Below are 26,016 nucleotides of genomic sequence, written 5' to 3' on the forward strand. Positions count from 1 at the left end.
ATGAGAGCTCCTAACATATTGGTTGTTATATGATTTGGGAGGCGGTGAAGCGCTGTTGTAAACTCGCTGAACTGGCCGTCAGAGGTGATAAAAAATGCAGGAATTCACGGCGTGGCGGGTCCCGGAATCCGGCAGGGAGGATCAGGGCGGGGTCGTGACCCTCGGTGCCGCCGATCTGCCCGCTGGCGATGTGCTGGTCCGGGTGGCGTACTCCTCCGTCAACTACAAGGATGCGCTGGCCCTGACCGGCCAGGGCAAGATCCTGCGCCGTTTCCCCATCACCCCGGGGATCGATGCCGCCGGCGTCGTGGTTGAGAGCGACAGCGACGATGTGAAAGTCGGGGCGCAGGTGCTGATCACCGGCTGCGGTCTGGGTGAGGTCCACGACGGCGGCTTCGCCGAGTACGTGCGGATCCCTGCCGACTGGGTCGTGCCGCTGCCCGGAGGGCTGACGCCCCGCCAGGCGATGGCACTCGGTACCGCCGGATTCACGGCGGCGCTGGCCCTGATTCGCATGGAGGCGGCCGGGCAGACCCCGGCGCTGGGCGATGTGCTCGTCACCGGGGCTTCGGGGGGCGTGGGCAGCATCGCCGTGGATCTGTTCAGCAACGCCGGTTACCGCGTGGTAGCGGTTTCCGGCAAGAAGGATGCGGCGTCATATCTCCACGCGCTGGGCGCCGCCGAGGTGGTGAGCCCGGAGGCGATCGGGCTCAGCGAGCGGCCGCTGGATCGCGCCCGCTTCGCCGGCGTGGTCGACAACGTTGGCGGTCCCCTGCTCGCCGGGCTGCTGCCCCAGGTCGAGGAGTACGGCAACGTCGCCTCCATCGGTCTGGCCGGGGGCGTGAAGCTCGAGACCACCGTCATGCCGTGGATCCTGCGCGGCGTGAGCATGCTCGGCGTCAGTTCCGCCAACTGCCCGCGCCCCCTGCGCCTGGAGAGCTGGCGGCGGCTCGGCGAAGACCTGCGTCCGCAGGACCCGGAAGGCTTCGTTACCCGCGAGGTGGAACTCGACGGGCTGCGCGATGCCGCCGAGGCGATGCTCGCCCGGCAGGTGACCGGCCGCACCCTGGTCCGCGTGGGCGGCGACGCCGTCGCCTGACCCGTCCGGCCCGCCCACCCGATCACGACACGGAGCGAACGAAAACATGACCGATCAGTCATCCGCGGGACGCCGCTTCCGCGACGCCGTTACGCAGGAACAACCGCTGCAGGTGGTCGGCGCCATCAACGCCTATTCGGCGCTGCTCGCCGAGCGGGCCGGGTTCCAGGCGCTGTACGTCTCCGGCGCCGGGGTGGCCAATGCCTCGTACGGCCTGCCGGATCTGGGGATCACCCAGCTGGCCGATGTGGTCGAGGACGTCCGGCGCATCACCGACGTGACCCGCGCGCCGGTGCTGGTGGATATCGACACCGGCTTTGGCGGTGCCTTCAGCGTCGCGCGGACTATCCGCGAGCTGACGCGCGCCGGGGCGGCCGCGGTGCACATCGAGGACCAGGTCCAGGCCAAGCGCTGCGGTCACCGCCCGGGCAAGGAGCTGGTCTCCACCGCCGAGATGGTCGATCGGGTCCGAGCGGCGGTGGACGCGCGGCCCGATCCGGAGCTGGTGGTCATGGCGCGCACCGACGCCCGCGCCTCGGAGGGTCTGGAGGCCGCCCTGGAGCGCGCCGAGGCGTACGTGGAGGCTGGTGCCGACATGGTCTTCGCCGAGGCCATGCACAGCCTTGAGGACATCCGCACCTTCACCGACCGGCTCTCGGTGCCGGTGCTGGCCAACATCACCGAGTTCGGCAAGACGCCGTACTTCACGGTGGCGCAGCTGCGCGAGGCGGGGGCGGGGCTCGTCCTCTATCCGCTTTCGGCCTTCCGGGCCATGAGCCGGGCCGCCGAGGAGGTCTACGGCGCCATTCGTGCCGAGGGAACCCAGGAGGGCATGCTCGATCGCATGCAGACGCGCGAAGAGCTCTACGAGGTGCTCGGCTACCACGACTATGAGCGCAAGCTCGATGAGCTCTTCGGGCGCGACGTACGAACAGGAGGAGAGAAGCGATGACGGGAAAGAAGACCGGTGCCGGGCTGCGTGGCCAATCCGCCGGGGAGACGGCGCTGTGCACGGTCGGCCAGGAGGGGACGGGCCTGACCTACCGCGGCTACGACGTCCGTGACCTGGCGGCACAGTGCGAGTTCGAGGAGGTGGCCTACCTGCTGCTCTACGGCGAACTCCCCGACCGCGCCCAGCTCGAGGCGTACAAGCGCCGCCTCTCCGGCATGCGCGAGCTGCCGCCGGCGGTCAAGGCGGTCCTTGAGCAGATCCCGCGGGATGCCCACCCCATGGATGTGATGCGCACTGGCTGTTCCATGCTCGGCACCCTGGAGACCGAGACCGATTTCTCGCAGCAGGCCGAGGTGGCGGACCGTCTGCTGGCGGTCTTCCCGTCGATCATCACCTACTGGTACCGATACAGCCACGAAGGTGTGCGCATCGATACCGACAGCGACGAGGACTCCATCGGCGCCCACTTCCTCTACCTGCTCCGCGGTGAGCGGCCCAACGCGCTGCACAAGAACGTCATGCACGTCTCGCTGATCCTCTATGCGGAGCACGAGTTCAACGCCTCCACCTTCGCTGCCCGGGTCTGCGCCTCGACGCTGTCGGACATGCACTCGGCCATCACGGGGGCAATCGGGACCCTGCGCGGCCCGCTCCACGGTGGCGCCAACGAGGCTGCCATGGAGATGCTCGAGCAGTGGTCTAGCCCGGAGGAGGCGCGACGCGAGCTGGCCGGAATGCTCGAGCGCAAGGAGAAAGTCATGGGCTTCGGCCATGCGGTCTACACCGAGGTCGACCCGCGCAACGCCGTGATCAAGGAGTGGTCCCGCGAGCTCGCCGCGGAGGTCGGTGACGAGACCCTGTTCCCGGTCTCCGAGGCCGTGGAGCAGTTGATGTGGGACGAGAAGGGGCTGTTCGCGAATGCCGACTTCTACCACGCCTCGGCCTACCGCTTCATGGGCATCCCCACCAAGCTGTTTACGCCGATCTTCGTGATGTCCCGGCACAGCGGCTGGGCGGCCCACGTCATGGAGCAGCGGGCCAAGAACCGCATCATCCGCCCCAGCGCCGATTACACCGGTCACCATCTGCGCACGGTGCCGCCGATCGACCAGCGCTGACGCGGTTCGCCCGCCAGCCAACACCGCCGCCGCAACGCCATCGCGCCCGGCGGCGGTGCCAAGATCAACCTGCAACTGGTTCTTGAGGAAGCTTCCCATGTCCGGAGACATCCGCAGCGCCCAGCGCCCCGATCCCGATGCCGAGCTGGTGGCCATCGCCGACTACGTCAGCGCCACCGACATCGACTCCGCCGAGGCGTATCAGACTGCCCGGCACTGCCTGATGGACAGCCTCGCCTGCGCCATGATGGCGCTCGACTACCCGGCCTGCACCAAGCTGCTCGGACCGATCGTCCCCGGCGCCGAGATGCGCGACGGGGTGGTGGTGCCGGGCACCGCCTATCGCCTCGACCCGGTGCAGGGCGCGTTCAACATCGGCGCCCTGATCCGTTGGCTGGACTTCAACGACACCTGGCTGGCTGCCGAGTGGGGCCACCCCTCGGACAACCTCGGCGGCATCCTCGCCGCCGCCGACTACGAGAGCCGCCGGCGGCTCGCCCGGAGCGAGACGCCGCTGACCATGCGCGAGGTGCTCACCGCCGCCATCAAGGCCCATGAGATCCAGGGCGTGCTGGCGCTGGAGAACAGCTTCAACCGCGTCGGCCTCGACCACGTCCTGCTGGTACGGCTGGCCACCACGGCCGTGACCACCCGGCTGCTCGGCGGCAGCCGCGAGGATGTCATCAACGCCGTCTCCAACGCCTGGATCGACGGCGGGGCGCTGCGCACCTATCGCCACGCGCCGAATACCGGCTCGCGCAAGAGCTGGGCCGCCGGTGACGCCTCGGCGCGCGGCGTGCGGCTGGCGCTGATGAGCCTCACCGGCGAGATGGGCTACCCCTCCGCCCTCTCCGCCCAGGGGTGGGGCTTCCAGGACGTGCTCTTCCGTGGCGAGCCGATCCGTCGCTCCCAGGCCTACGCCAGTTACGTCATGGAGCACGTGCTGTTCAAGATCTCCTTCCCGGCGGAGTTCCACGCCCAGACGGCCGTCGAGGCAGCCCTGAAGCTCCACGCGGAGGTGGCGCCGCGGCTCGATGAGGTTGACCGGGTCATCATCGAGACCCAGGAGGCGGGGGTGCGGATCATCGACAAGACTGGGCCGCTGAACAACCCCGCCGACCGCGACCACTGCCTGCAGTACATGGTTGCGGTCCCGCTGATCTTCGGCCGCCTCACCGCCGCCGACTACGAGGACGCCGTGGCCGCGGATCCGCGGATCGATGCCCTGCGCGAGCGCATGGAGGTCACCGAAAACGAGGGCTTCTCGCGGGATTACATGGACCCCGACAAGCGATCCATCGGCAACGCCGTGCAGGTCGTCTTCAAGGACGGCTCGAAGACCGAGCGCATCGCCGTGGAATACCCCATCGGCCACCGCCGTCGTCGCGACGAGGGCATCCCGGTGCTTGAGGAGAAGTTCCGCAACGCCGTATCGTCCCGCTTCGCGCCGCGGCAAGCTGGCGCGATTGAGGCTGCGCTCGGCGAGCAGCAGCGGCTGGAGCAGATGCCGGTCCACGAGTTCATGGACCTCTGGCGGGTCTGAGCCCGCTGCCGGCGCCACCCCGGCGGGCAGCCGCCCGCCGGGGGGTGGGTCAGATGTCGAAGAACCCGCCGAAGCCGTCGAACAGGCCACCGTCGTCGCCGCCGACATCGCCCACGTCGCCCTCCATCGCGGCGGGGCTGAGGCCGAGATCCCCCGGGCTAAAGCCCATGTCCTCGGCAACGGCGGCAAAGGCCCGCTGCATCTCGGCGTTAAGGGTCATCCCGGCGAGCAGGGTGCCCAGATAGGCACCGCCGCCGACGGCCGCCGCCGTTCCCAGCAGTCCCGGTCCACGTCCGCCACGTCCCGCCCGGGCCTGGCTCGCCTCCAGCAGGTGTAGCCGGTTGATCAGCTCCTGATCGCCCGACTCCAGGATCCTGCGCCGCGCTTCTTCCGCTCACTTTTGCCGCCGGTTCATCATCGACCTCCTGCGCTGTCCACGCGTGGGTCAGCTTTCAACATCTGAAGCTAGATGCACCGGTGCGTGGCTTCAAGGCAGCCGCGGTACGGTTATCGGGTGGGAGCAGGTCCGGCGAGTGGGCACAAAAAAACGCGGCCCCTGGGGCGGGGCCGCGTCCGTGCATCCGGGCGCCCGAGGGCGCCGGAGGTGTCTCAGGACTCCAGCGGGCGGTAGGCCACCTGCTGGATGAAGTCCACATCGTTGCGGTAGTACGGCTTCTGCAGGTCGCCGTAGCGCTCCACGTTGATGAACCCGGCGTCCTCGAGCAGGTGGGTCATGTAGTCCTGCCGCAGCGGGTACATCTTCAGCTGGAAGGTGGAGCCGTCGGCAAAGACGTACTGGAAACGCGCCATCGTCCGGTGCAGCTCGGCCGGGCCCACGTCCACACCCTCGCCGGTGTAGCAGTAGGCGTGCTTGGAGCTGTAGCCGTTGTCGAGCATGTCGTCGTAGTTGCGCTGATCGATGATCAGCATCCCGCCCGGACGCAGCACGCGGTACATCGCCAGCAGCGCGGTGCGGCGGTCCTCGTGATCGAACAGGTGGGTGAAGGAGTTGCCCAGGCACACCGCAGCGTCGTACTGCTCGGTGCCCATGACCTTGTCGAGCTCCAGCCAGTCGACGGCCCGGGTGTCGCTGAACTCCACGCCGTACTTGCTGGCGTTCTCGCGGGCCTTGATCAGCATGTTCTCGGAGCCGTCGACGGCGGTCACCTCGAAGCCGGCCTGAGCCAGCGAGACGGCGTTGACCCCCGTGCCGGTGGCCAGGTCGATGACCTTCTTGGCGCCGTGGGCGCCCACCAGGCGGTTGTAGAAGGCGCCTTCGCGGGCCAGACGCGTCTCCCACCCCACCAGGTCATCCCAGTAGTCGGCAAAACCGGGGGTATACTGCTCGTACTGCCAGCCTGCTTCGGCGTTTAGGGCCTGGGACATTATTGCATTCCTGCGTTGCTTCTCGGGATCGATGACTATGATCGTCGCGATCCATCGGGCGATACAGAATCAGTTTTGGACATTATGAACCGGTACAGTTGCGTTAGACTGGACCGTGATGACCACACCGCTCTACGAACGAGTGGCCGAGACCCTCGCCGGGCAGATCGAACAGGGCGTCTATGCCCCTGGCGACCGGCTGCCCGGACTGCGACGGCTGCGCCGGCACTTCGGGGTGAGCATGGCGACCATCGTCGCCGCCTGTGAACTGCTTGAGCAGCGCGAGATCCTCGAGGCGCGGCCACGCTCCGGGTTCTACGTCCGCGAACGCACCACCGCCGCCGCGGCGCCGAGCGAGCAGGTGGGCGAAGTGGACGCGCCCAGTCTGGTGCTCGGCCAGGAGCGTGTGCTCGATCTGGTCCGCGCCCACCACGAGCCGGACGTGGTCTCGCTGGGTGCTGCCGCGGCGCCCGCCGCTTTCCTGCCGGCGGCGGCCATGGACCGCAGCTTTGCCCGGGTGCGCCGCCGACAGCGCGAGCGCGTCAATGCCTACGACTTCCCGCCGGGCTGTGCTGAGCTGCGCACCCAGATCGCCCGGCGCATGGCCTACGCCGGCTGCAGCCTTTCGCCGGACGACATCGTGCTGACCGCCGGCTGCCAGGAGGCAATCACCCTCAGCCTGCGTGCCGTGGCCGAGCCCGGCGACGTGGTGGCCATCGAGTCACCCACCTTCTACGGCATCCTCCAGGCCATCGAGTCCCAGGGGATGCAGGCCCTGGAGGTCGCCACCGACCCCCACTCGGGGATGATCCCCGAGGCCCTTGAGCGGGCCCTGTCGCGTTGGTCGATCCGTGCCTGCGTGCTCATGCCCACTTTCGGCAATCCGCTGGGCCACGTGACCCCGGAGGCGCGCAAGCAGGAACTGGTGACACTGCTTAACGCCCACAACGTGCCCCTGATCGAGGACGACGTCTACGGTGAGCTGGCCTTCGACGGCACCCGCCCGTGGGCGGCGAAGGCCTTCGATGGCCAGGGCGAAGTGCTCTACTGCAGTTCGTTCTCGAAGATCCTCGGTGCCGGGCTGCGCGTCGGCTGGGTGGCGCCGGGGCGCTACCGGGATCGTCTCGTCTACCTCAAGTACGCAACCAGTCAAGCCACCTGCACCCTGAGTACGCTGGCCGTGGCCGACTACCTGGAGCAGGGCGGCTACGACCGCTTCCTGCGCCGGGCCCGGCGCAACTACGAGCGGCACGTGCGTTGGATCGCCGGTCTGGTACGCCGCCACTTCCCCGAGGGGACCCGAGTGACCCGGCCACGGGGCGGTTTCGTGGTCTGGGTCGAACTGCCGGCCGGCTGCGACAGCCTGGAGCTGCAGCGCCGGGCGCTGGCCGAGGGGGTCAGCGTGGCCCCGGGGCCGGTGTTCTCGCCCACCGGGCGGTACGGACGCTGCCTGCGGCTGAACTGCGCCCAGGCCGATGTGGCGGCCACGGAGTGGGCGCTGCAGCGGCTCGGTGCCCTCGCCGCCGGCGAGGACCGTGGCGACGTTCGCGGTTGAGCCGGCCCCTCTTGGCCGGCGCGGCCCGGCTCGGCTACCGTGAGGCGGCATGGAACAGCTGCAGAATACCCTCCAGCGCATCGACGGCCGGGGCTACAAGGCGTACAAGGACATCCAGGGCCGCCACGCTTTCCCCGGCTTCACCCTGTGTGTGGACAAGGTCCAGGCCGACCCGTTTGCCGCGCCTTCGCGGCTGCGGGCTGTGGTGCCGTGGGAGCGGGCGGGGCTGCCCGAAGCGGCCTTGATCGGCGAGCCCCGGCGCCGCGCGGCGCGTGACTACATCGCCCGGGCCTTCGAGCGTGCCGCCGCCAGCGAGCAGGCGGTCCGCATCGATTCAGGCGCTCAGACGGTGCTTGATCGCAGTGCCGTGCTGTTCACCGACGCCGGTGTCGAGCTGCGTTTCACCGTCGCCCTGCCGGCGCGCGGGCGGACCATCCTCGGTCGCCAGGCGGCCGAGATCCTTTGCCGGAAACTGCCGCGGATCGTCGCCGCTGCTGCCGAGGCGCAGCAACTCGACGGCGCTTCGCTGGAGCGCCACTGCGCCGCGGTGGAGGACCAGCAGGCGCTGCGTGCGCAGCTCGACGAGCGCGGCCTGGTGGCCTTCGTCGCTGAAGGGGCGGTCCTGCCGCGGCGCTCCGGCGTGGACGACCGGCCCCTGAGCGATGCCATCCCCTTCCACAGCCCCGATTCGCTGCGCCTGACGCTGCACGCCCCCAATGCCGGTCCGATCGCCGGTATGGGCGTCCCGGCGGGGATCACGCTTATCGTCGGCGGCGGCTTTCACGGCAAGTCGACCCTGCTCAATGCCTTGGAGCTCGGGGTCTATGACCACGTCCCCGGGGATGGTCGCGACGGCGTCGTCAGCGTCGAGGACGCGGCGAAGATCCGCGCCGAGGACGGGCGCGCCGTCCACGCCGTGAACCTGTCGCCATACATCGGCGAGTTGCCCTTTGGCAAGTCCACCACCGCCTTCTCCACGGACCTGGCCTCCGGCTCCACCAGCCAGGCGGCCGCCCTGCAGGAGGCCCTCGAGGCGGGGTCGCGCACCCTGCTGGTGGACGAGGACACCTCGGCGACCAACTTTATGATCCGCGATCGGCGCATGCAGGCCCTGGTGGCCCGGGATGCCGAACCGATCACGCCGCTGGTCGATCGCATCGCCGAGCTGCGCGATCGCCATGCGGTGTCCACGTTATTGGTGATGGGCGGCTCTGGCGACTATCTGGACAGCGCCGATACGGTCATCCAGATGCAGGAGTACCGTCCGGCCGATGTCACCGCCGAGGCGCGGCGGGTAGCCGCCGAGTACGCCACCGGGCGCCACGCCGAGGTGCGCTCGCCGCTGGCCTGGCCGACGACCCGCGCCGTGGAGGGGGGTACAGTGCGTACCGAGACCAAGCCCGGTAAGCGCAAGGTGCAGGGCCGCGGGCGCGATACCCTGCTGCTCGGCCGGGAGGCCGTCGACCTGCGCGCCGTGGAGCAGATCGCCGATCCCGCCCAGGTGCGGGCCATCGGCCTGCTGCTCGAGCGACTCTCGGACAGCGGCCGGGTCGAGGACCCGCCGGCGTGGCTGGCCGATCTGCTGAACCGCCACTGGGATCAGCTGCTGCCCCGCCCGGACGGGGACCTGGCCCGCCCGCGGACGATCGAGGTCATGGCTGCGCTGAACCGCCTGCGCGGTGCCCGTTTCGGCGGCGTCGCCGACGGCGTAGGCTAGGCCCAGGCAGGCCAGCGACGCGAGCGGAGGGCAGAGGATGCGGGTGTTGATCATCGGGGCCCACGGGCAGGTGGGGCGGCGACTGGTGGAGCGGCTGGCGCCGAGCCGGCACGAGGTGCGGGCCATGGTCCGGGATCCGGACCAGCAGCCGGCCCTGGCGGCCGCGGGGGCCACCGAGACCGTGGTGGCTGACCTCGAGCGTGACTGTAGCCAGGCAGTCCGCGGCGCGGACGCTGTGGTCTTCACGGCCGGTTCTGGCCCGCATACCGGTGCCGACAAGACCGAGGCGGTGGACCGTCAAGGCGCGTTGCGGATCATCGAGCTGGCCGAGGCGGCCGGGGTGCGGCGTTTCGTGATGGTTTCGGCGATGCGCACGGAGTGCCCCGAGCAGGCCCCGGAGCGGCTGCGGCCGTACCTGGCGGCCAAGCGTGAGGCCGATGACCGCCTGCGCGCGACGGCCATGGACTGGACCATCCTGCGTCCCGGGCGTCTGCTCAATGAACGCGCCCGCGGGCGGGTGACCCTCGGCGAGGGGCTGCCCTACGGCGAGATTCCGCGGGATGATGTGGCCGCGCTGCTGGCGGCCCTGCTCGACGCCGGGGTGACGTCGCGGCGCACGCTGGATGCCGTCTCCGGCGAAACCGCCGTACGTGAGGCGGTTCGCCGGCTCGGCGTTAGCTAGGCCTCGGTGCTACTTGGCGCAGGTCTTCAGGCCCAGCGGGATGTAGGCCGGGCAGACCCCGACGATGGCGGTCGCCAGCGGGACCAGGCCGATCCATCCCCAGGCGGTCTGTGGCCCGATGAACGCCAGAGCGATCAGGCAGATGCCCACCACGGCACGGATGGCGCGATCCACGGTGCCCATGTTCCTGCTTACGTCCATTGCGATTCCTCCTTGGGTATCGACGCTCGGGTCTGATATCCGAAGTATTGCATATCAGTCCGGTGCGCGTCGCTGCAGCAGCCGCTCCACCCAGGCGGCGGTGAGTCGGTCGAGGAGTCGGTTCTGCTGTTGCCGTGCAGCCAGGTTACCCAGGTCGATCCAGCCCAGTGGCTGATCCTGTTCGGCGCAGGAGAAGACGGCCCGGGTGCGCTCGCCGGTCTCCGGGTCCACCTGCCACTGCAGGCACTGGGCGCAGACGCCCTTGAGCATGCACTGCATGGGACTGCCCACCGTGCCCACGGCCTCGAGGTGGTCCGGGAAGTACGCCGACAGGCCGTCCGCCAGTGCCTGCTGGAAGCCGAACAGGAGCCCGGTGCCGCCGACGACCAGGATCCGGTCGACCTCGGCCAGCGGTAGCCCCGGGGCATCGGGGGCGATCTCGCCGTCGCCGTAGCGGCGGACCAGGTCGACCATGTCGGCGCTGATCACTGCGCTGTCCTGGGGGCGGCGCGGCTCGAAGGCGGGCTCGCGTGCGGTGGCCCAGACGATCTGGTCGGCGCCGGCCTCCAGCTCATCGGGGTGGTCGATCTCGTCGGCGCTGCCGAAGGCGGCGATGTAGAGCACCCGGTTGCCCGCCGCGCGCAGCGCCGAGCCGATATCGTGCATCACCGCCGCGCCCCAGCGGCCGGCCACCACCATCACCGTGCGGTCTTCGGGGATCTCCGTGGGGGCGCCGGTGGGGCCCATCAGCACCAACGGGTCGCCGGGCTGCAGGCGGGCGGCGATGCGCGGGGCGGCCCCCCACTGCAACAGCATCAGGCGGATGCAGTCGCCGTCGATACCGGTGCCCGAGACGGTCATCAGTGGCACCTGCAGGCGGGTGCCGTCGACCACCGGACTGTGCGTCTCCAGCGTCTGCAGGCGGAAGAACTGCCCGGGCCGAAAACGGGCTGCGGCCAGCGGTGCCCGGACCCAGATCTCGGCCACGGCCGGGCTCGGCTGCTCCACGGAGACCACCCGCGGGGTCAGCCGCGCGGCCAGGTTGTCGAGAAAGGCGCGAGCCTTGCGACCGGGCTGCATGGGAAGCCCGCCGAGGGCGGCGAGCACTTGCGGGTAGCTGCGTCGCGCCGAGGCGATGGCCTGCACCACGCTGCCGGCGAATACCGGGTGGGTGTCGCCGATGAACGAGACCGTGCGCCCGGCCGACTGGTAAGACGTGAACGGGCCGATCTCCGGTGCCTTGCAGTGCTCGCCGGCGGCGATGGGCTGCAGGCCCCTGCGCCGGTAGCCGTAGGGCCGGTAGTGGATGCCCTGCAGCTGAAGGCTGCCCGGGTGCTCGTGGGCGTAGATGGTATTGGGCACGGTCCCGGCGGCGACGAAGATCGAGCGGGCCGCAAGCTCCGTCTCGCGCCCGGTGGCGTACCAGCGGCCGCCGTCGTGGCGCATGCGCCGGAAGACCACCGAGTGGACGTGGTCGTGCTCGTCCAGGCGCACGTGCAGGGGCTCGAGCCCCTCGGCGTAGAGGATGCCCTCCTCCAGGGCCTTGGTGAGCTCCTCATGGTTGCGCACGTAGGCCGGCGAGGCGGTGAGGCCCTTGCGGTAGGCGATGGTGACGCCGCCCCAAGCCTGGAGCAGCGGCGCGAATCGCGGCGCCTCGCCGGCCGCATGGGCGCGCTCGCGCTCAGCACGCACGGCGCGCCCATGGGCCAGGAACTCCTCGAGGATGGCCTGGTCCTCGACGCCGAGCCCGGCCCCGAACCCGGCGCCTTCAGCCTCCAGGGCCTCGTAGTGGGCGAGGACCTTCTCCACCTGAGCGATGTAGTGGGCCTGTACCTCGGTGGCAGTATCGACGGCGGTCAGCCCGCCGCCAATGACCACCGCCGGCATGCGCACCTGTAGGTTGGCAATGCTCTCACTCTTGCCGGCCCCAGTCAGCTGCAGGGCCATGAGGAAGTCGTTGGCCTGGCGCATGCCCCGGGCCAGGCTGTTGCCGACCTCCAGCACCCGGGGGTAGCCGGCCCCGGTGGCGATGCAGACGTGGTCGAACCCGAGCGCCCAGGCATCCTCTAGGGTGAGGGTGCCGCCCAGCCGGACGCCGCCGTGGACGGCATAGCGCTCGCGCCGGGCCAGGGTGAGGTAGATGAGCTTAAGGAAGTTCTTGTCCCAGCGGTTGGTGATGCCGTACTCGGCGACGCCCCCAAAGCCGTAGAGGGTGCGCGTCTGCAGCGGTTCCCAGACGTCGCCCCAGTCGCGGATCGGTCCGTCCAGCCACGCCTGGGGCAGCGGTTCGATTTTCAGGCCGTCGACGGCCACCACGGTGCACCCGGCCATGGTCAGGTGGTGGGCCATGGTGAAGCCCGCGGGCCCTTGCCCGGCGATCAGCACCCGGCGGCCGTTCTCCTCGGCGGGCAGGTACTGACGGGCGCGCAGCGGGTTCCAGCGCGCGAGGAGGTGGTAAAGTTCGACGCCCCAGGGCAGCCCGAGCACGTCGGTGAGGGTGCGGGTCTCGATCTGCGGGACGTCCACCGGGTCCTGCTTCTGGTAGATACAGGCCTTCATGCAGTCGTTGCAGATCCGGTGGCCGGTGGCCGGAATCATGGGGTTATCCACCATCGCCACGGCGAGCGCGGCCAGCGGGTGGCCGTCGCGGTAGAGGCGGTTCATCTCCGAGATGCGCTCCTCCAGCGGGCAGCCGGTGAGCTGTACCCCGAGCGGATCCGCCTTGTACCCAAGCTCCGGGTCGCCCTTCCTCTCGGGGAAGCCCCGTGAGCAGAAGTCGCCCTCGTGGTCGTGGCAGTAGATGCAGTAGTGGGCCTCGGCGCTGACTTGGCGCTGCGGGGCGCGGCCGTCAGTGAGCTCGAAGCCGTCCCGGCTGCGCCAGCGCGCGCGGGGGGCGTGGAAGCGGACGGGCTGGCCCTGCGCCTCGGTGGCCTCGGCCTCCAGCGCCACCAGGTTGGTGTGGTCCACCCGCTGCGGCAGCCGGAACGCCGCCCAGTCGGCGACGGCGGCCTGGCCCGGCGGGGTGTGCAGGGCCGCGGCACACCAGTCCAGCAGACGCTCACGTTCGGCTTCTGCGTCGCTTTCGGCGGTGTACTGTGCGGCCAGCCGGGCTACGGCCAGTTCGCGGTCCCGGCGGTCAATGCCCCGGGCATCCAAGGCCTGATCCAGCCACCTGTCGAGCTCGGCGAATGACACCTGGGGGGGCGTCTTGCGTCGGCGGGCCCGCTTCTGGACCCAGTCCCGCCGGAAGGCGAGCACCTCGCCGTCCCGGGTCAGGGCGTCACGGACGGTCTGCAGGGAGGCCTTGATGCCGAAGGCCTCGGCCAGGAACGCCTCGAGGCAGGGTGCCGTGGCGATGAGCCATTCCCCCAGGTCGCGGTCACTGAGGTTCGGGCGGTCCGGGTCGCGGTGCGCCTCGAGCTGCGCCGCCCGTTCCGGAGCCACGGCGCGGAGGTGCGCCAGGAAGCGCCGATCGAGTTCCAGCAGGCCGGTCCGGCTATGCAGATCCCTGTAGTTCAGGCCCTCGAGGCAGATGGGGTCTTCGCTCATTCCTCTCGCTCCACGCGCACCCGGTATTCGAGGGTTGTCTCGTCATCGGCCTCCAGCGCCAGGTCCCACAGGGCCCAACGGCCTTCAGCGCGTTCCGGCTCGTGGCTGGTCTCGAGCAGCTCCCAGTCGCCGGGGAAACGTTCCTCGAGCTCGATCCGAGTGGCGGCCTCGCCGCGGTTGCGCAGGCGGATGCGCCAGGCGGCCTCGAAGCCTTCGGTCGTCTCCAGTGCCCGGCGCTCGCGCAGGGTGCGCTCGCCGGTGACGGTGAAGGCGGGGCCCAGCTCCACCTCGATTTCGTCCCCGGCGGCGGTCCCCGGGATGCGCCCCTCGCCCACCGGCTCGGCGGCCCCGGGCGGGCCGGTGAGCAGCGTTACGCGGCCAGGGGGCAGATCGGTGCCGGCCTGCCAGCTGGCTATGCGCCGGGCCGGCGATTGCTGCGGGCGGTCTGGCTCGGCACCGGCGTTGCTGCGCAGCCGGTGATAGCGGTCGAAGGCGTCGGGCGTCTGGCTGAAGAGCTGGATGCGGTGGCTGCGCCCGGCGAGCAGATCGTGGGGTTCGGCGGTCTGGAACCGGGGCAGGCCGTCGAGTCGATCGGCCGTGACCGACTCGGCCCGGGCGAGGGTGCGGACAGGGGCGTCACCGAGGCTGGCGCCGATCAGGCTCAAGCGGGCCTGTTGCAGGTCGATACCGGTTTCGTTCTCCACGCGGGCGTAGCCGTCTAGGCGCGGCTCGGCGTCTTCGATGACGCGCAGCTGGTAGTCGGGATGCCAGGTCAGGCCCTCGCTGCGGTAGGCCAGGTTAGCGGGGTGGGTGCCGCCGCGCTCGCTGTCGATGGCCAGCTCGAGGGTGGGTCGCCCGTGCAGCCGGGGCGGCCGCTCCGGGAAGGCGAAGCGGGTCTCGCTGCCGCGTGGCAGCGGGTAGACCGCCTCGTCGGTGGCGACAATCACCTCGTCGGCGTCGAAGGTGAGCAGATAGCCACGTTCCCAGGTGCGGTCGGCGCCCGCGCGGTAGCGGATCTCGCTGCCCAAGTGGTGGCGCAGCAGCCCCTCCTCATCGAGGTCGCCCGGCGTGAAGGCAACCGCACCGACCCGGGGGAGGTGCTCGGAATCAAGGCTGACCGTGCCGGCATCGATGTGTTCCGGGACGTCGGTGAGGACGAGCCGCGCCGGCTCGTCGGGGAGCCCGATCTCGCGGGTCTCGCGGAACACCGCCGGCCCCCGCAGGTAGACGGTGACCGCTAGCGCCGTGCGATCCTGTCCGTCGCTGATTACCTCACGCACACCCTCGGGCAGCGTGCGGGTGCCGAGCGGGACCGGTTCCAGCTCCGCCGGCGCGGTCTCGGCGGCGTGGCCGGGGTTGGCGAGAGCGAAGAGCAGCAACGGGGTGACAAGCATGGGCAGCGGGACGGGCGTGGTCATGGTCAGCCGGCGAATCATCGGTGGTCCTGGTGCGCGGCGCGGGTCAGGGTCGAATGTAGCATGCAGGCCAGGCGCCTTTCTCGGGGCACTCGGGGTAGGGTTGTCGCTAGCTGCCGGTGTGCCCGGCCCGGCGGCGGGTGAGGAGGCCGCGCTGCCGCCGGTGGTCGCCACCGTGCCCGGGCTCGATGTGGATCCCGACGCCTATCCGGCGGCGGTCTCCGTAGTCGGCCGGGAGGCCTACGCCGATCGCCGCCGCCTCTCCCTGGACCAGGGGCTCGACCGCGTACCCGGGGTGCACACCCAGAACCGCTACAACGCCGCCCAGGATCTGCGCCTGTCGGTGCGGGGTTTCGGCGCCCGCTCGCCCTTCGGGCTGCGCGGCGTCCGCGCCTTCGTGGACGATGTGCCGTACACGGTGGCCGACGGCCAGAGCCAGCTCGATGCGCTCGACCCGGCCTTCGTGGAGCGCCTGGAGGTCATCCGCGGGCCGGCCTCCGCCCTCTACGGCAACGCCGCCGGGGGCGTCTTTCGCTTCACCACGCTGGAGCCCCCGGACAGCGGTGACTTCCTGGGCGGCGAGGTGCTCTTCGGCAGCCACGGCGAGCGGGCCCAGCGGGTCTGGGGCGGGCGCGCCGAGGAGACGTGGCGGACGGCGGTGACCGCCTCCAATCAGGAGATGGATGGCTACCGCGACCACTCGGGCTCAGCGCAGCGGCGGCTGAACATCAAGCTCGATCGCGATCTGGAAGGCGGTGAGCGGCTGCGTTTCATTGCCAATCTTCTCGACGCCCCGGAGGCGGAGGACCCGGGGGGGCTCAACCGTGACAAGGTGCGGGAGGATCGGCAGCAGGCCGCGGAGAACGCCCTCGATTTCGATGCCGGCGAGGAGGTGGAGCAGCAGAGCGGGGCGGTGATCCTCACCGCGGAGCCGTCGGCCACCGAACGCTGGGAGGGCCGGGCCTTCCTGCAGCGCCGGGACTTCTACCGGCGGAATCCTTTTGACGGCGGTGATGAATATCAGGGGCCGGATGGTGAAGACCGGCTCAGTCCTGGTGGCATTGTGACCTTCGAGCGCTACTTCGGCGGCGTCGGTGGCCGCCACGTGCGCCGCACCGAGGCCGCCGGGCGGCCGGTGCAGGTCTCCGTGGGCGCCGACGCCGAGTGGCAGTACGACGACCGGCAGCGCTACGAGAACCTCGATGGGCGCGAGGGCGAGCGGACTAACGATCAGATTGAGCAGGCCCAGGTGGTGGCGGGCTATCTGCAGGCGGAGTGGCAGGTGGCGCCGCGCTGGCGGCTGGTCGGCGGCGGCCGTCTGGACTGGACCCGGATGAGCATCGACGATCGCAAGGCGACGCATGGGGGAACCGAAAGTCAGACCTACACCGAGCCGAGCTACCTGGCCGGGGTGCGCTACGCCGTGGCGGAGGATCACAGCCTCTACGCCAACGCCAGCTCCGCCTTCGAGACGCCGACCCTCTGGGAGCTCTGGGACCGCGACGAAGGGGGCATCAACGACGCGATCGAGCCGCAGCAGGCGCGCTCCCTGGAGGTCGGGGTCAAGGGGCGGGCCCTGGATCGGCGGCTGCGCTACGAGGTGAGCCTCTTCCAGGTGGTGACCGAAGACGAGCTGGTCCCGCAGGGGGAGACCGACGGTCCGGAGTGGTATAGGAACGCCGGCGAGACCCGCCGGCGGGGCGTGGAGCTGGGGGTGGAGGCGTTCCCGACGGATCGCCTGGAGCTGACCGCCGCGCTGGCCTACGGGCAGTTCACCTTCCGGGATTATGTTACGCCGGCACTGGATGAGGTCGACGGCGCCCAGAACAACGATCAGGTCCGCGGCAACCGCATCCCGGGCGTGCCCCGCGCCCACGGCTATCTGGAGGCCGCCTGGCAGGCCCCCAACGGCTGGCGGGTGGCCGGTGACCTGCGGGCCAGCGAGGGTATTTGGGCCGACGACCGCAACACCCAGCGCAGCTCCGGCTACTCCGAGGTCGGCCTGCACGCCAGCCGCACCTTCGTCACCGACGCCTACGAGGCGCAGCCCTTTTTCGGGGTCAACAACCTCTTCGACGAGACCTACGACGCCAACGTGCGCATCAATGCGGCAACGGCCGAAGTCGACGGGTCGCTCGAGGAAGGTGGCTACTTCGAGCCTGCCCCGGAGCGCACCATCTACGCCGGGATTCGCTTCGAGACCTACTGAAACGAGGGCCGGGAGGGGTTATCCTCCCGGCCTTCGTCGCGACGCCAAGCCTCCCGCCGGGCCGGCGGGGTCATCCAACAGGGAGTTCAGTCAGTATGCCGCGGAGCGCGGCGCCCTTCGGCGCCCAGGACCGTGCCAAGGGCCTGATGATCGCCGCCGCCGGAGTGACGGCGCTGAGCTTCGATGCGGTGCTGGTGCGCCTGGCCGGGGCCGGGGGCTGGGATGTGGTCTTCTGGCGGGGGCTGCTGATGGCGGTGGCGGTCAGCGCCCTGCTCTTCGCCACCCAGGGCCGCTACACCCTGCGCATCTGGCGCCGGGGAGGCTGGGCCGCGGCGGCCTCCGGGCTGTTCTTCGGGCTGAACTCGATCCTCTTTGTCTTCGCGGTGCTCAACACCCACGCCGCCAACGTGCTGGTGCTCTTCGCCACCGCACCGCTTTTCTCGGCGGTGTTCACCTGGCTCTTCCTGCGTGAGCCGATCCAGAGCCGGACCTGGTGGACCATCGCCGCGGTGATCGTCGGCATGGCCGTGATCTTCAGCGCTCCGGCGGAACCCGGCGGGCGGCTGGGCGACCTGGCGGCCCTGCTGGCCGCCGCCAATATGGGCGCCAACCTCACGCTGCTGCGTGCCCGTCCGGAGATCAACCGCCTGCCGGTGGTGGCCACCGGCGGCGTCGTCGCCGCCCTGTGTGCCGCCCCCTGGGCGGCGCCGTTGGCCCTGGGCTGGGAGAGCTACGCGGTGCTCGGCGTCATGGGTCTGGTGCAGATGCCCCTGGCCCTGGTGCTCATCGCCCAGTCCACCCGCTACCTGCCCTCGCCGGAGGTCAGCCTGGTGCTGCTGCTCGAGGCGGCCCTGGGGCCGGTCTGGGTGTGGCTGGTCTTCGCCGAGGTGCCGCCGGTGCCGTCGATGCTTGGCGGGGCGGTGATCGTGCTGGCGCTGCTCGGGTATTTCGCCCGGGACGCCTGGGAGGGCGCGGTGGGGTGGCGCTTCGGGCGGAGCTGAGGGTGGCACTCAGGCGCCGTCGTGCACGGCGCCGGCGATCTGCGTCTCGGCCCAGTCGAGGACCTCGCGGACACGCGGCGACGCAAGTCGGTACGCCTCGCCCGGCGTGACCCATCGGTACTCGTGGTGCTCCGGGCGGCCGAGTTCCGGGTTGATGCCGAGGACCACGCGCCGCGTGGTGGTCTCGGCGACGTAGTAGCGGGCCACCTTGCCCTGGGCGTAGGGGCCGGTCTCGAAGAACGCGTAGCCCCAGCGGAAGGTCAGCTCGGTGATTCCGGCCTCTTCCTGGACCTCGCGCCGGGCTGCCTCGAGTGGCTCCTCGCCGGGCTCGACCTTGCCCTTGGGGAAGTCCCAGTACTGGAAGGCGCGCAGGAGCAGATAGAGACGCCCCCGCTCGGCGAAGCGCACCGGAATGACGCCCGCCGAGAGGGTACGCCGTCTCCGCCGCCTACGACGTGGCCGAGGTGGCCGCTGCGTCATGGTAGGCCGGGGAGAGTTCGTGAAGGGCACGGATCATGGCGTCGACGTTCTCGGGCGGCGTCTCCGGCTGGATCCCGTGGCCGAGGTTGAAGACGTGGCCCGGCCCGTGGCCGAACTCCTCGAGGCAGCGGGCCACCTCGCGGCGGATTACCTCGGGGTTGGCGTGCAGCATGCACGGATCCAGGTTGCCCTGCAGCGCCACCCGGTCGCCGATGCGGCGGCGGGCTTCGGTCAGTGAGGTGGTCCAGTCAAGACCGACGCCGTCACAGCCGGTGTCGGCGATGTCTTCCAGCCACTGCCCGCCGCCCTTGGTGAACAGGGTCACCGGGATGCGCCGCCCCTCGCGCTCGCGGGGCAGCTGCTCGACGATGCGCTGCATGTAGGCCAGCGAGAACTCCCGGTAGCGCACCGGGTCCAGCGCGCCGCCCCAGGTATCGAAGATCATCAGCGCCTGGGCACCGGCCTCGATCTGCCCGTTGAGGTAGTCGGCCACCGTGTCGGCCAGCTTGGTCATCAGCCGGTGGGCGGCCTCCGGCTCGTTGAAGAGCAGGCTCTTGCTGGCCGCGAAGGTCTTGCTGGAGCCGCCCTCGATCATGTAAGTGGCCAGCGTCCAGGGGCTGCCGGTGAAGCCGATCAGCGGCACCTGACCGGCCAGCTCCTTGCGGCAGGCCGCGACCGCGTCCATGACGTAGCTCAGCTCCTTGTCGGCGGAGGGCTGCGGCAGGCGGTCGATGTCGGCGGCCGTCTTGACCCGGTGCTCGAAGACCGGTCCCTCACCGGAGACGAAGTTCAGCCCCAGCCCCATGGCCTCCGGGATGGTGAGGATGTCCGAAAAGAGGATGGCGGCATCGAGCTCATAGCGCTCCAGCGGCTGCAGCGTGACCCGGGCCGCCAACTCGGGGCTGCGGCACAGGCCCATGAAGCTGCCGGCCTGGGCCCGCACCTCTCGGTATTCGGCCAGATAGCGGCCGGCCTGGCGCATCATCCAGACCGGGGTCCGGTCCACGGGCTGGCGCTGGAACGCGCGCAGGATTCGATCGTTCTTGAGCTCAGAGCTGCTCACCGCGTCACTCCTATACCTGTAGGTGATCAAGGATGCCCTTGGCTGCCTCACGGCCCTCCCAGACAGCCGTCACGACCAGATCGGAGCCGCGGACCATGTCGCCGCCGGCGAAGATCTTCGGGTTGGTGGTCTGCCCGAAGGTTCCGTCCTGCCGGCTGACCCGCACCTGGCCCCAATCGTCGAGCTCGACGCCGTGCTGCTCCAGCCAATGCGGCGGGCTGGGCCGAAAGCCGAAGGCGATGATGAGGCTGTCGGCCGGCAGCACCTCTTCGGAGCCGGGCACCGGCTCCGGCCGGCGTCGCCCGTGTTCGTCCGGGGCACCGAGCTCGGTCCGGACTACCTTAACCCCTTCGATGTGGTTTTCTCCAATGACTTCGATTGGCTGGCGATTCCAGAGGAACTCGACGCCCTCCTCCTTGGCGTTCTCGACCTCGCGCCGGGAGCCGGGCATGTTCTGCTCGTCGCGGCGGTAGGCGCAGGTGACGCTGGCCGCCCCCTGCCGGATGGCGGTGCGGTTGCAGTCCATGGCCGTGTCGCCGCCGCCGAGGACCACGACGCGCTTGCCGCGCATGTCGATGAACTCGTCCTCGGTGCCCTGCCAGCCCTCCTCGCGGTTGATGTTCGAGACCAGGTAGGGCAGCGCCTCGTAGACCCCGGGCAAATCCTCGCCGGGGAAGCCGCCGCGCATGTAGGTGTAGGTGCCGGTACCAAGGAAGACGGCGTCGTACTCGGCGAGGAGTTCGTCGAAGCTGACCGCCTGCCCGACCTCGGTGTTGAGGCGGAACTCGACGCCGATGCCCTCGAGGATTTCGCGGCGCCGGCGGACGATGTCCTTGTCGAGCTTGAACGGCGGGATGCCGAAGGTCAGCAGGCCGCCGATCTCCGGGTAGCGGTCGAAGACCACCGGCCGGACCCCGTTGCGGGCGAGCACGTCGGCCGCACCAAGCCCGGCGGGACCGGCGCCGATGATCGCCACCCGTTTGCCCGTGTCGACCACGTCGCTGACATCGGGCCGCCAGCCCTGGCGCAGGGCCTCGTCGCTGATGTACTTCTCCACCGACCCGATGGTCACTGCACCGAAGCCGTCGTTGAGGGTGCAAGCCCCCTCGCAGAGTCGGTCCTGTGGGCAGACGCGACCGCAAACGTCGGGCAGGGTGTTGGTCTTGTGGGAGAGTTCCGCGGCCTCGAACAGGTTGCCCTCGGCCACCAGCCGCAGCCAGTGCGGGATGTAGTTATGGACCGGGCACTTCCACTCACAGTAGGGGTTGCCGCAGTCGAGGCAGCGCCCCGCCTGGGCGGCGGCGGTCTGCTCGTCGTAGCGGCCGTAGATCTCGGCGAAGCGGCGGATGCGCTCGTCGACCTGGAGCTTGTCCGGGTCGCGGCGCGGGATCTCGAGGAACTGGAAGACACTGCTGGACATGGCTGACTAATCCGTCCGTGCTCGGGCGCCGCCGGCGGCCGTCAGGCCGCCTGGCGGAGCGTATCGAGGATGGTGTGAAGATCGGCGGCCTTCGGCTTGACCAGCCAGAAGCGGGGCAGGTAGCCGCGGAAGTCGTCGAGGACCGCCCGTCCCCACACGCTGCCGGTCTCGGCCACGAACTCGCGGATCAGCTCGCGCAGGTAGTTGCGGTGAGCCTCCATGTTTTCCGACTGCAGTCGGTGGATGTCGATGAGCTCGTGGTTGTAGCGGTCGGCGAAGGTGCCGGCCTCGTCAAGGACGAAGGCGAGACCGCCGGTCATGCCGGCACCGAAGTTGACCCCGGTGGGCCCGAGCACGCAGACCACGCCGCCGGTCATGTACTCGCAGCCGTGGTCGCCGACGCCCTCGACCACCGCGGTGGCGCCGGAGTTGCGCACACCGAAGCGCTCGCCGACGGTGCCGGCGGCGTAGAGCCGCCCGCCGGTGGCGCCGTAGAGGCAGGTGTTGCCCATGATGGTGGTCTTGCGCGCCTCGAACCGGCTGCCTTCGGGTGGGTAGAGGACGAGCTTACCGCCGGCCATGCCCTTGCCCACGTAGTCGTTGGCGTCCCCCTCGAGCACCATGTGCAGCCCGCCGGCGTTCCAGACGCCGAAGCTCTGCCCCGCGGTACCGGTCAGGCGTAGGGTGACCGGGCTGTTCGCCATGCCCTGGTTGCCGTGGCGGCGGGCGATTTCGCCGCTGAGCCGGGCGCCGATGGAGCGGTTGTTGTTGCGCAGGGTGTAGTGGAACTCACCGCCGGTGCCGGCCTCGATGGTCGGCAGGCAGTCGGCCACCATCCGCTCGGCCAGCTCGCCCTTGTCGAAGGGCACGTTGGACGGCTCCAGGCAGCGCTTGGGCTTGTCTTCGGGGACACCGCCGTCGGAGAGGATCGGCGACAGGTCCAGACGCCCCTGGCGCTCGGTCTCGCCGGGCAGGATCTCCAGCAGGTCGGTTCGCCCGATGAGGTCCTCGAGCCGGCGTACACCGAGCAACGCCAACCACTCGCGGGTTTCCTCGGCGACGAAGCGGAAGTAGTTCGCCACCTTCTCAGCGGTCCCGACGAAGTGCTTCAGGCGCAGGACGTTGTCCTGGGTGGCCACGCCGGTGGCGCAGTTGTTCAGGTGGCAGATGCGCAGGTACTTGCAGCCGAGGGCCACCATGGGCGCGGTGCCAAAGCCGAAGCTCTCGGCGCCGAGGATCGCCCCCTTGATCACGTCCAGGCCGGTCTTCATGCCGCCGTCGGCCTGCAGCCGCACCTTGTCGCGCAGGTCGTTGGCGCGCAGGGTCTGGTGGGTCTCGGTCAGGCCCAGCTCCCACGGGCCGCCGGCGTACTTCACGGAGGTCAGCGGGCTGGCGCCGGTGCCGCCGTCGTAGCCGGCGATGGTGATCAGGTCGGCATACGCCTTGGCCACGCCGGCGGCCACGGTGCCGACGCCGGCCTCGGCCACCAGCTTCACCGAGACCTGCGCCTGCGGGTTGACCTGCTTGAGGTCGAAGATCAGCTGCGCCAGGTCCTCGATGGAGTAGATGTCGTGGTGCGGCGGCGGCGAGATCAGGGCCACCCCGGGCTTGGAGTAGCGCAGCCGGGCGATCATCTCATTGACCTTGTGCCCCGGCAGCTGTCCGCCCTCGCCGGGCTTGGCGCCCTGGGCCACCTTGATCTGCAGCACCTCGGCGTTGACGAGGTAGTGCGGGGTGACGCCAAAGCGCCCCGAGGCGATCTGCTTGATCTTCGAGACCCGATCAGTGCCGTAGCGGGCCGGGTCTTCGCCGCCTTCACCGGAGTTCGACCGGCCGCCGAGGCGGTTCATGGCCATGGCCAGGGCCTCGTGGGCCTCTGGCGACAGCGCCCCGAGGCTCATCCCGGCGGAGTCGAACCGGGTGAGGATGTCGTCGATGGGCTGGACCTCGTCCACCGCAATGCCCTGCTCCGGGGTCTTGAGCCCGAGCAGATCACGCAGGGTGGCGGTGGGGCGCTGGTTCACCTCGTCCGCGAACCGCTTGTAGGTGGCGTAGTCGCCGTTCTCCACCGCCTGCTGCAGGTAGGAGACCACCTCGGGGTTGTAGCAGTGGTACTCGCCGCCGTGGACGTACTTGAAGACCCCGCCCTGGTCGAGGAGTTCGGTGGGGCGGTGGGCGCGCCGGGCCAGTTCGCGCGCGTCGGCCTCGAGGTCGGTGAAGTCCATGCCCTGGATGCGGTTGGTGGTGCCGGTGAAGCACAGGTCCACCACCTCGTCGGACAGGCCCACGGACTCGAACAGCTGTGCCCCGCGGTAGCTGGCGATGGTGGAGATCCCCATCTTGGAGAGGATCTTGTACAGCCCCTTGTTCAGCCCCTTGCGGTAGTTGAGGCAGAGCTCCTCGACGTCCCCCTCGATCCGCCCGGAGCGGGCCATCTCGGCCACGACTTCGTAGGCGAGGTAGGGGTAGACGCAGGTTGCCCCGTAACCGATCAGGCAGCCGATGTGGTGGGGGTCGCGGGCGGTGCCGGTCTCGACGATGAGATTGGCGTTGCAGCGCAGGCCCCGGGCCACCAAGCGGTGGTGGACGGCGCCGGTGGCCAGCAGGGCGTGGATGGTCAGCCGGCCGCGCTCGACCCGGCGGTCGGAGAGCACCACCAGCGTCGACCCGGCGCGGACCGCTGCCTCGGCCTCGGCGGCGACGGCCTCGATGGCGCTGCGCAGACTCAGTTGAGCGGGGTCGTAGGTCAGGTCGATGACGGTGTGGGCGTACTCCGGGTCGTCCAGGGCCTTGAGCGCCGCGAACTTTGCGCCGGAGAGCACCGGCGAGTCCACGGTAATGCGCTTGGCGTGATCCTCGGACTCGTCGAAGAGGTTCTTTTCCCGGCCCAGACAGGTCTCCAGCGACATCACGATCCGCTCGCGCAGCGGGTCGATCGCCGGGTTGGTGACCTGGGCGAACTGCTGTCGGAAGGTGTCGTAGAGGGCTCGGACCTTGCGCGAGAGCACCGGCAGTGGGGTGTCGTCGCCCATCGAGCCGACGGCCTCCTGGCCGTCCTCGGCCATCACCTTCATCACCTGGTCGCGCTCCTCGAAAGAGACGCCGAAGAGCTTCTGGTGGACTTCAAGGGCCTTGGCATCGGGCTGCGGCGTGCGGCCGTCGTGGCCGGCGAGGGGCTCGAGGCGGCGCAGGTGGTCGCTGAGCCAGACCTTATAAGGCTTGCGGCGCATCAGCCGCTCGTCGATCTGCTCGGGAGTGAGCAGCTGTCCGGTTTCGGTATCGGCGGCGAGCATTTCGCCGGGCTTGAGTCGCCCCTTGGCCACCACCTCGGCCGGGTCGTAGTCCCAGACGCCGATCTCCGAGGCCAGGGTGATGTGGCGATCGCGGGTCATCACCCAGCGTGCCGGCCGCAGGCCGTTGCGATCCAGGGTGCAGGCGGCGTGGCGGCCGTCGGTGAGGACGATGCCGGCCGGACCGTCCCAGGGCTCGCAGTGCATGGAGTGGTACTCGTAGAACGCGCGCAGGTCTGCGTCCATAGAGTCGACGTTCTGCCAAGCCGGGGGCATGAGGAGGCGCATGGCGCGGAAGATGTCCATCCCCCCCTGGAGGAGCACGTCGAGCATGTTGTCGAGGCTCGAGGAATCGGAACCCTCGCTGTTGACCAGCGGGTGCACCGCTTCCATGTCAGGGATCAGCGGGGTGTTCAGCGTGAAAGCCCGGGCATTGGCCCAGTTGCGGTTGCCCTGGATGGTGTTGATCTCGCCATTATGAGCCAGGTAGCGGAACGGCTGGGCGAGGCGCCATTGGGGCAGGGTGTTGGTGGAGAAACGCTGGTGGAAGACGCAAAGGGAAGAGGCGAGGCGCGGGTCCTGAAGGTCCTGGTAGAAGGAGGGGAGGTAATCCGGCATCACCAGCCCCTTGTAGGAGAGGACCCGGCCCGAAAGGCTGGCGACGTAGAAGACCTCGTCTTCGCTGCTGATTGCCTTCTCGGTAAGCCGGCGGGCGATGAACAACCGCCGTTCCAGGTCCTGGGCCTCCATCCCCGGATCGGCGTTGACGAAGACTTGTTCGATCCGGGGACGGGTTTGGAGGGCCTGGGCCCCCAGCGCCGAGGGGTCCACCGGGACCTCGCGGAATCCGGCCGGCTCCAGCCCCTGGCTGCGCAGCGCCTCACGTAGGGCCTCGCGGGCGGCTTCCGCGCGCTGGTCGTCGGGGTGGAGGAACAGGCTGCCCACGGCGTACTGCTCGCCGAGTTCCAGGCCAGCCTCCTCTGCCACGGCGCGCAGGAAGGCGTCGGGCTTGGTCAGCAGCAGGCCGCAGCCGTCGCCGGTCTTGCCGTCGGCCGCCACCGCGCCACGGTGAGTGAGTCGCCCGAGGGCGGCTACAGCGGTTTCGATGAGCCAATGGCTGGGGTTACCATCCATATGGGCAATCAGCCCGAAACCGCAGTTGTCTCGTTCGAAGCTGGGCCGGTACAGGCCGGGTGCGTTTTCGTCCGTCACGGTCGCCTCTGGGATGCTGCGGGGTCGTTTTTTTCAGGGGGCGGCCGGCCCTCTGGGCGCGGTGCGCCGCCGGTGTCGATCACCCGCCGACAAAAGCGGGACGGTAGTATATGCACGAGCCCCC

The 26,016-nt window shown here is 69.9% G+C and carries 18 protein-coding genes; 9 read left to right on the forward strand and 9 right to left on the reverse strand.

Going from position 1 to position 26,016, the window contains the following annotated elements; all coding sequences use genetic code 11:
* The first annotated feature begins 94 nt into the window (after positions 1-94).
* The 4 genes from LRG10_RS03060 to LRG10_RS03075 all read left to right on the forward strand — a co-directional run bounded on the left by LRG10_RS03060 (position 95) and on the right by LRG10_RS03075 (position 4,712).
* Positions 95-1,099: a YhdH/YhfP family quinone oxidoreductase gene (locus LRG10_RS03060; RefSeq protein ID WP_201169948.1), complete on the forward strand. Its 1,005-nt coding sequence runs from the start codon at positions 95-97 to the stop codon at positions 1,097-1,099.
* A 46-nt stretch (positions 1,100-1,145) separates the two neighbouring features.
* Positions 1,146-2,051 carry a methylisocitrate lyase gene (prpB, locus tag LRG10_RS03065; RefSeq protein WP_201169946.1) on the forward strand — a complete coding sequence of 302 codons (906 nt, stop codon included), beginning with the start codon at positions 1,146-1,148 and terminating at the stop codon, positions 2,049-2,051.
* On the forward strand, positions 2,048-3,169 hold the full coding sequence (gene prpC, locus LRG10_RS03070; protein WP_201169944.1) for a 2-methylcitrate synthase: 1,122 nt from the start codon (positions 2,048-2,050) through the stop codon (positions 3,167-3,169). Before prpB ends, prpC begins: the two co-directional genes overlap by 4 nt.
* A 97-nt stretch (positions 3,170-3,266) precedes the next feature.
* Entirely contained in the window at positions 3,267-4,712 is a 1,446-nt protein-coding gene (locus LRG10_RS03075; RefSeq protein WP_238634689.1) for a bifunctional 2-methylcitrate dehydratase/aconitate hydratase, read from the forward strand.
* Between the two features lie 49 nt (positions 4,713-4,761).
* Here the strand turns inward: LRG10_RS03075 and LRG10_RS03080 are convergent, their stop codons facing one another.
* Both LRG10_RS03080 and LRG10_RS03085 read right to left on the reverse strand, forming a co-directional pair.
* Entirely contained in the window at positions 4,762-4,932 is a 171-nt protein-coding gene (locus tag LRG10_RS03080) for a hypothetical protein (RefSeq protein WP_238634690.1), read from the reverse strand.
* Between the two features lie 389 nt (positions 4,933-5,321).
* Positions 5,322-6,098: a bifunctional 2-polyprenyl-6-hydroxyphenol methylase/3-demethylubiquinol 3-O-methyltransferase UbiG gene (locus LRG10_RS03085; protein ID WP_201169938.1), complete on the reverse strand. Its 777-nt coding sequence runs from the start codon at positions 6,096-6,098 to the stop codon at positions 5,322-5,324.
* A gap of 118 nt (positions 6,099-6,216) precedes the next feature.
* On the opposite strand from LRG10_RS03085, the gene LRG10_RS03090 reads away from it, so the two are divergent.
* Genes LRG10_RS03090 through LRG10_RS03100 form a run of 3 tightly spaced genes read left to right on the forward strand, consistent with a single transcriptional unit; the run spans position 6,217 to position 10,052 of the window.
* On the forward strand, positions 6,217-7,653 hold the full coding sequence (locus LRG10_RS03090) for a PLP-dependent aminotransferase family protein (protein WP_201169936.1): 1,437 nt from the start codon (positions 6,217-6,219) through the stop codon (positions 7,651-7,653).
* Positions 7,654-7,702: 49 nt separating this feature from the next.
* Positions 7,703-9,370 carry an ABC-ATPase domain-containing protein gene (locus LRG10_RS03095; RefSeq protein ID WP_201169934.1) on the forward strand — a complete coding sequence of 556 codons (1,668 nt, stop codon included), beginning with the start codon at positions 7,703-7,705 and terminating at the stop codon, positions 9,368-9,370.
* A gap of 37 nt (positions 9,371-9,407) precedes the next feature.
* Complete coding sequence (locus LRG10_RS03100; protein WP_201169931.1) at positions 9,408-10,052, forward strand: SDR family oxidoreductase; 645 nt, start codon at positions 9,408-9,410, stop codon at positions 10,050-10,052.
* A gap of 9 nt (positions 10,053-10,061) precedes the next feature.
* Here the strand turns inward: LRG10_RS03100 and LRG10_RS03105 are convergent, their stop codons facing one another.
* The 3 genes from LRG10_RS03105 to LRG10_RS03115 are packed head-to-tail and all read right to left on the reverse strand — an operon-like array spanning position 10,062 to position 15,238.
* A complete protein-coding gene (locus tag LRG10_RS03105; protein ID WP_201169928.1) occupies positions 10,062-10,253 on the reverse strand; it encodes a DUF2892 domain-containing protein in 192 nt (63 codons plus the stop codon).
* 54 nt (positions 10,254-10,307) lie between these two features.
* Positions 10,308-13,802, reverse strand: coding sequence for an FAD-dependent oxidoreductase (locus tag LRG10_RS03110; protein ID WP_238634691.1), 3,495 nt, complete (start codon positions 13,800-13,802; stop codon positions 10,308-10,310).
* Complete coding sequence (locus tag LRG10_RS03115; protein ID WP_238634692.1) at positions 13,799-15,238, reverse strand: DUF4139 domain-containing protein; 1,440 nt, start codon at positions 15,236-15,238, stop codon at positions 13,799-13,801. Before LRG10_RS03115 ends, LRG10_RS03110 begins: the two co-directional genes overlap by 4 nt.
* 82 nt (positions 15,239-15,320) lie before the next feature.
* Here LRG10_RS03115 and LRG10_RS03120 point away from each other — a divergent pair, with 82 nt between their 5' ends.
* Together LRG10_RS03120 and LRG10_RS03125 are read left to right on the forward strand one after the other, a co-directional pair.
* Entirely contained in the window at positions 15,321-17,426 is a 2,106-nt protein-coding gene (locus LRG10_RS03120; protein WP_238634693.1) for a TonB-dependent receptor, read from the forward strand.
* Positions 17,427-17,521: 95 nt separating this feature from the next.
* Positions 17,522-18,427 (forward strand): DMT family transporter, encoded by a 906-nt coding sequence (locus tag LRG10_RS03125; protein WP_201169919.1) that lies wholly within the window; start codon positions 17,522-17,524, stop codon positions 18,425-18,427.
* Between the two features lie 9 nt (positions 18,428-18,436).
* On the opposite strand, the gene LRG10_RS03130 is transcribed toward LRG10_RS03125, so the two are convergent.
* Genes LRG10_RS03130 through gltB form a run of 4 tightly spaced genes read right to left on the reverse strand, consistent with a single transcriptional unit; the run spans position 18,437 to position 25,892 of the window.
* On the reverse strand, positions 18,437-18,907 hold the full coding sequence (locus LRG10_RS03130; protein ID WP_201169918.1) for an NUDIX domain-containing protein: 471 nt from the start codon (positions 18,905-18,907) through the stop codon (positions 18,437-18,439).
* On the reverse strand, positions 18,876-19,970 hold the full coding sequence (gene hemE, locus LRG10_RS03135; protein ID WP_201169917.1) for a uroporphyrinogen decarboxylase: 1,095 nt from the start codon (positions 19,968-19,970) through the stop codon (positions 18,876-18,878). Before hemE ends, LRG10_RS03130 begins: the two co-directional genes overlap by 32 nt.
* Positions 19,971-19,980: 10 nt before the next feature.
* On the reverse strand, positions 19,981-21,390 hold the full coding sequence (locus tag LRG10_RS03140) for an FAD-dependent oxidoreductase (RefSeq protein WP_201169916.1): 1,410 nt from the start codon (positions 21,388-21,390) through the stop codon (positions 19,981-19,983).
* Between the two features lie 41 nt (positions 21,391-21,431).
* Positions 21,432-25,892: a glutamate synthase large subunit gene (gene gltB / locus LRG10_RS03145; protein ID WP_238634694.1), complete on the reverse strand. Its 4,461-nt coding sequence runs from the start codon at positions 25,890-25,892 to the stop codon at positions 21,432-21,434.
* Positions 25,893-26,016: the final 124 nt, after the last annotated feature.

The organism is Halorhodospira sp. 9628 (genome assembly GCF_022228075.1).
Classification (GTDB): Bacteria; Pseudomonadota; Gammaproteobacteria; order Nitrococcales; family Halorhodospiraceae; genus Halorhodospira; species Halorhodospira halophila_A.

Coding starts and splice junctions, on each gene's coding strand:
- LRG10_RS03060 (WP_201169948.1), top strand. CDS start 95: ATGCAGGAATTCACGGCGTGGCGGGTCCCGGAATCCGGCAGGGAGGAT.
- prpB (WP_201169946.1), top strand. CDS start 1,146: ATGACCGATCAGTCATCCGCGGGACGCCGCTTCCGCGACGCCGTTACG.
- prpC (WP_201169944.1), top strand. CDS start 2,048: ATGACGGGAAAGAAGACCGGTGCCGGGCTGCGTGGCCAATCCGCCGGG.
- LRG10_RS03075 (WP_238634689.1), top strand. CDS start 3,267: ATGTCCGGAGACATCCGCAGCGCCCAGCGCCCCGATCCCGATGCCGAG.
- LRG10_RS03080 (WP_238634690.1), bottom strand. CDS start 4,932: ATGACCCTTAACGCCGAGATGCAGCGGGCCTTTGCCGCCGTTGCCGAG.
- LRG10_RS03085 (WP_201169938.1), bottom strand. CDS start 6,098: ATGTCCCAGGCCCTAAACGCCGAAGCAGGCTGGCAGTACGAGCAGTAT.
- LRG10_RS03090 (WP_201169936.1), top strand. CDS start 6,217: ATGACCACACCGCTCTACGAACGAGTGGCCGAGACCCTCGCCGGGCAG.
- LRG10_RS03095 (WP_201169934.1), top strand. CDS start 7,703: ATGGAACAGCTGCAGAATACCCTCCAGCGCATCGACGGCCGGGGCTAC.
- LRG10_RS03100 (WP_201169931.1), top strand. CDS start 9,408: ATGCGGGTGTTGATCATCGGGGCCCACGGGCAGGTGGGGCGGCGACTG.
- LRG10_RS03105 (WP_201169928.1), bottom strand. CDS start 10,253: ATGGACGTAAGCAGGAACATGGGCACCGTGGATCGCGCCATCCGTGCC.
- LRG10_RS03110 (WP_238634691.1), bottom strand. CDS start 13,802: ATGAGCGAAGACCCCATCTGCCTCGAGGGCCTGAACTACAGGGATCTG.
- LRG10_RS03115 (WP_238634692.1), bottom strand. CDS start 15,238: ATGATTCGCCGGCTGACCATGACCACGCCCGTCCCGCTGCCCATGCTT.
- LRG10_RS03125 (WP_201169919.1), top strand. CDS start 17,522: ATGCCGCGGAGCGCGGCGCCCTTCGGCGCCCAGGACCGTGCCAAGGGC.
- LRG10_RS03130 (WP_201169918.1), bottom strand. CDS start 18,907: ATGACGCAGCGGCCACCTCGGCCACGTCGTAGGCGGCGGAGACGGCGT.
- LRG10_RS03140 (WP_201169916.1), bottom strand. CDS start 21,390: ATGTCCAGCAGTGTCTTCCAGTTCCTCGAGATCCCGCGCCGCGACCCG.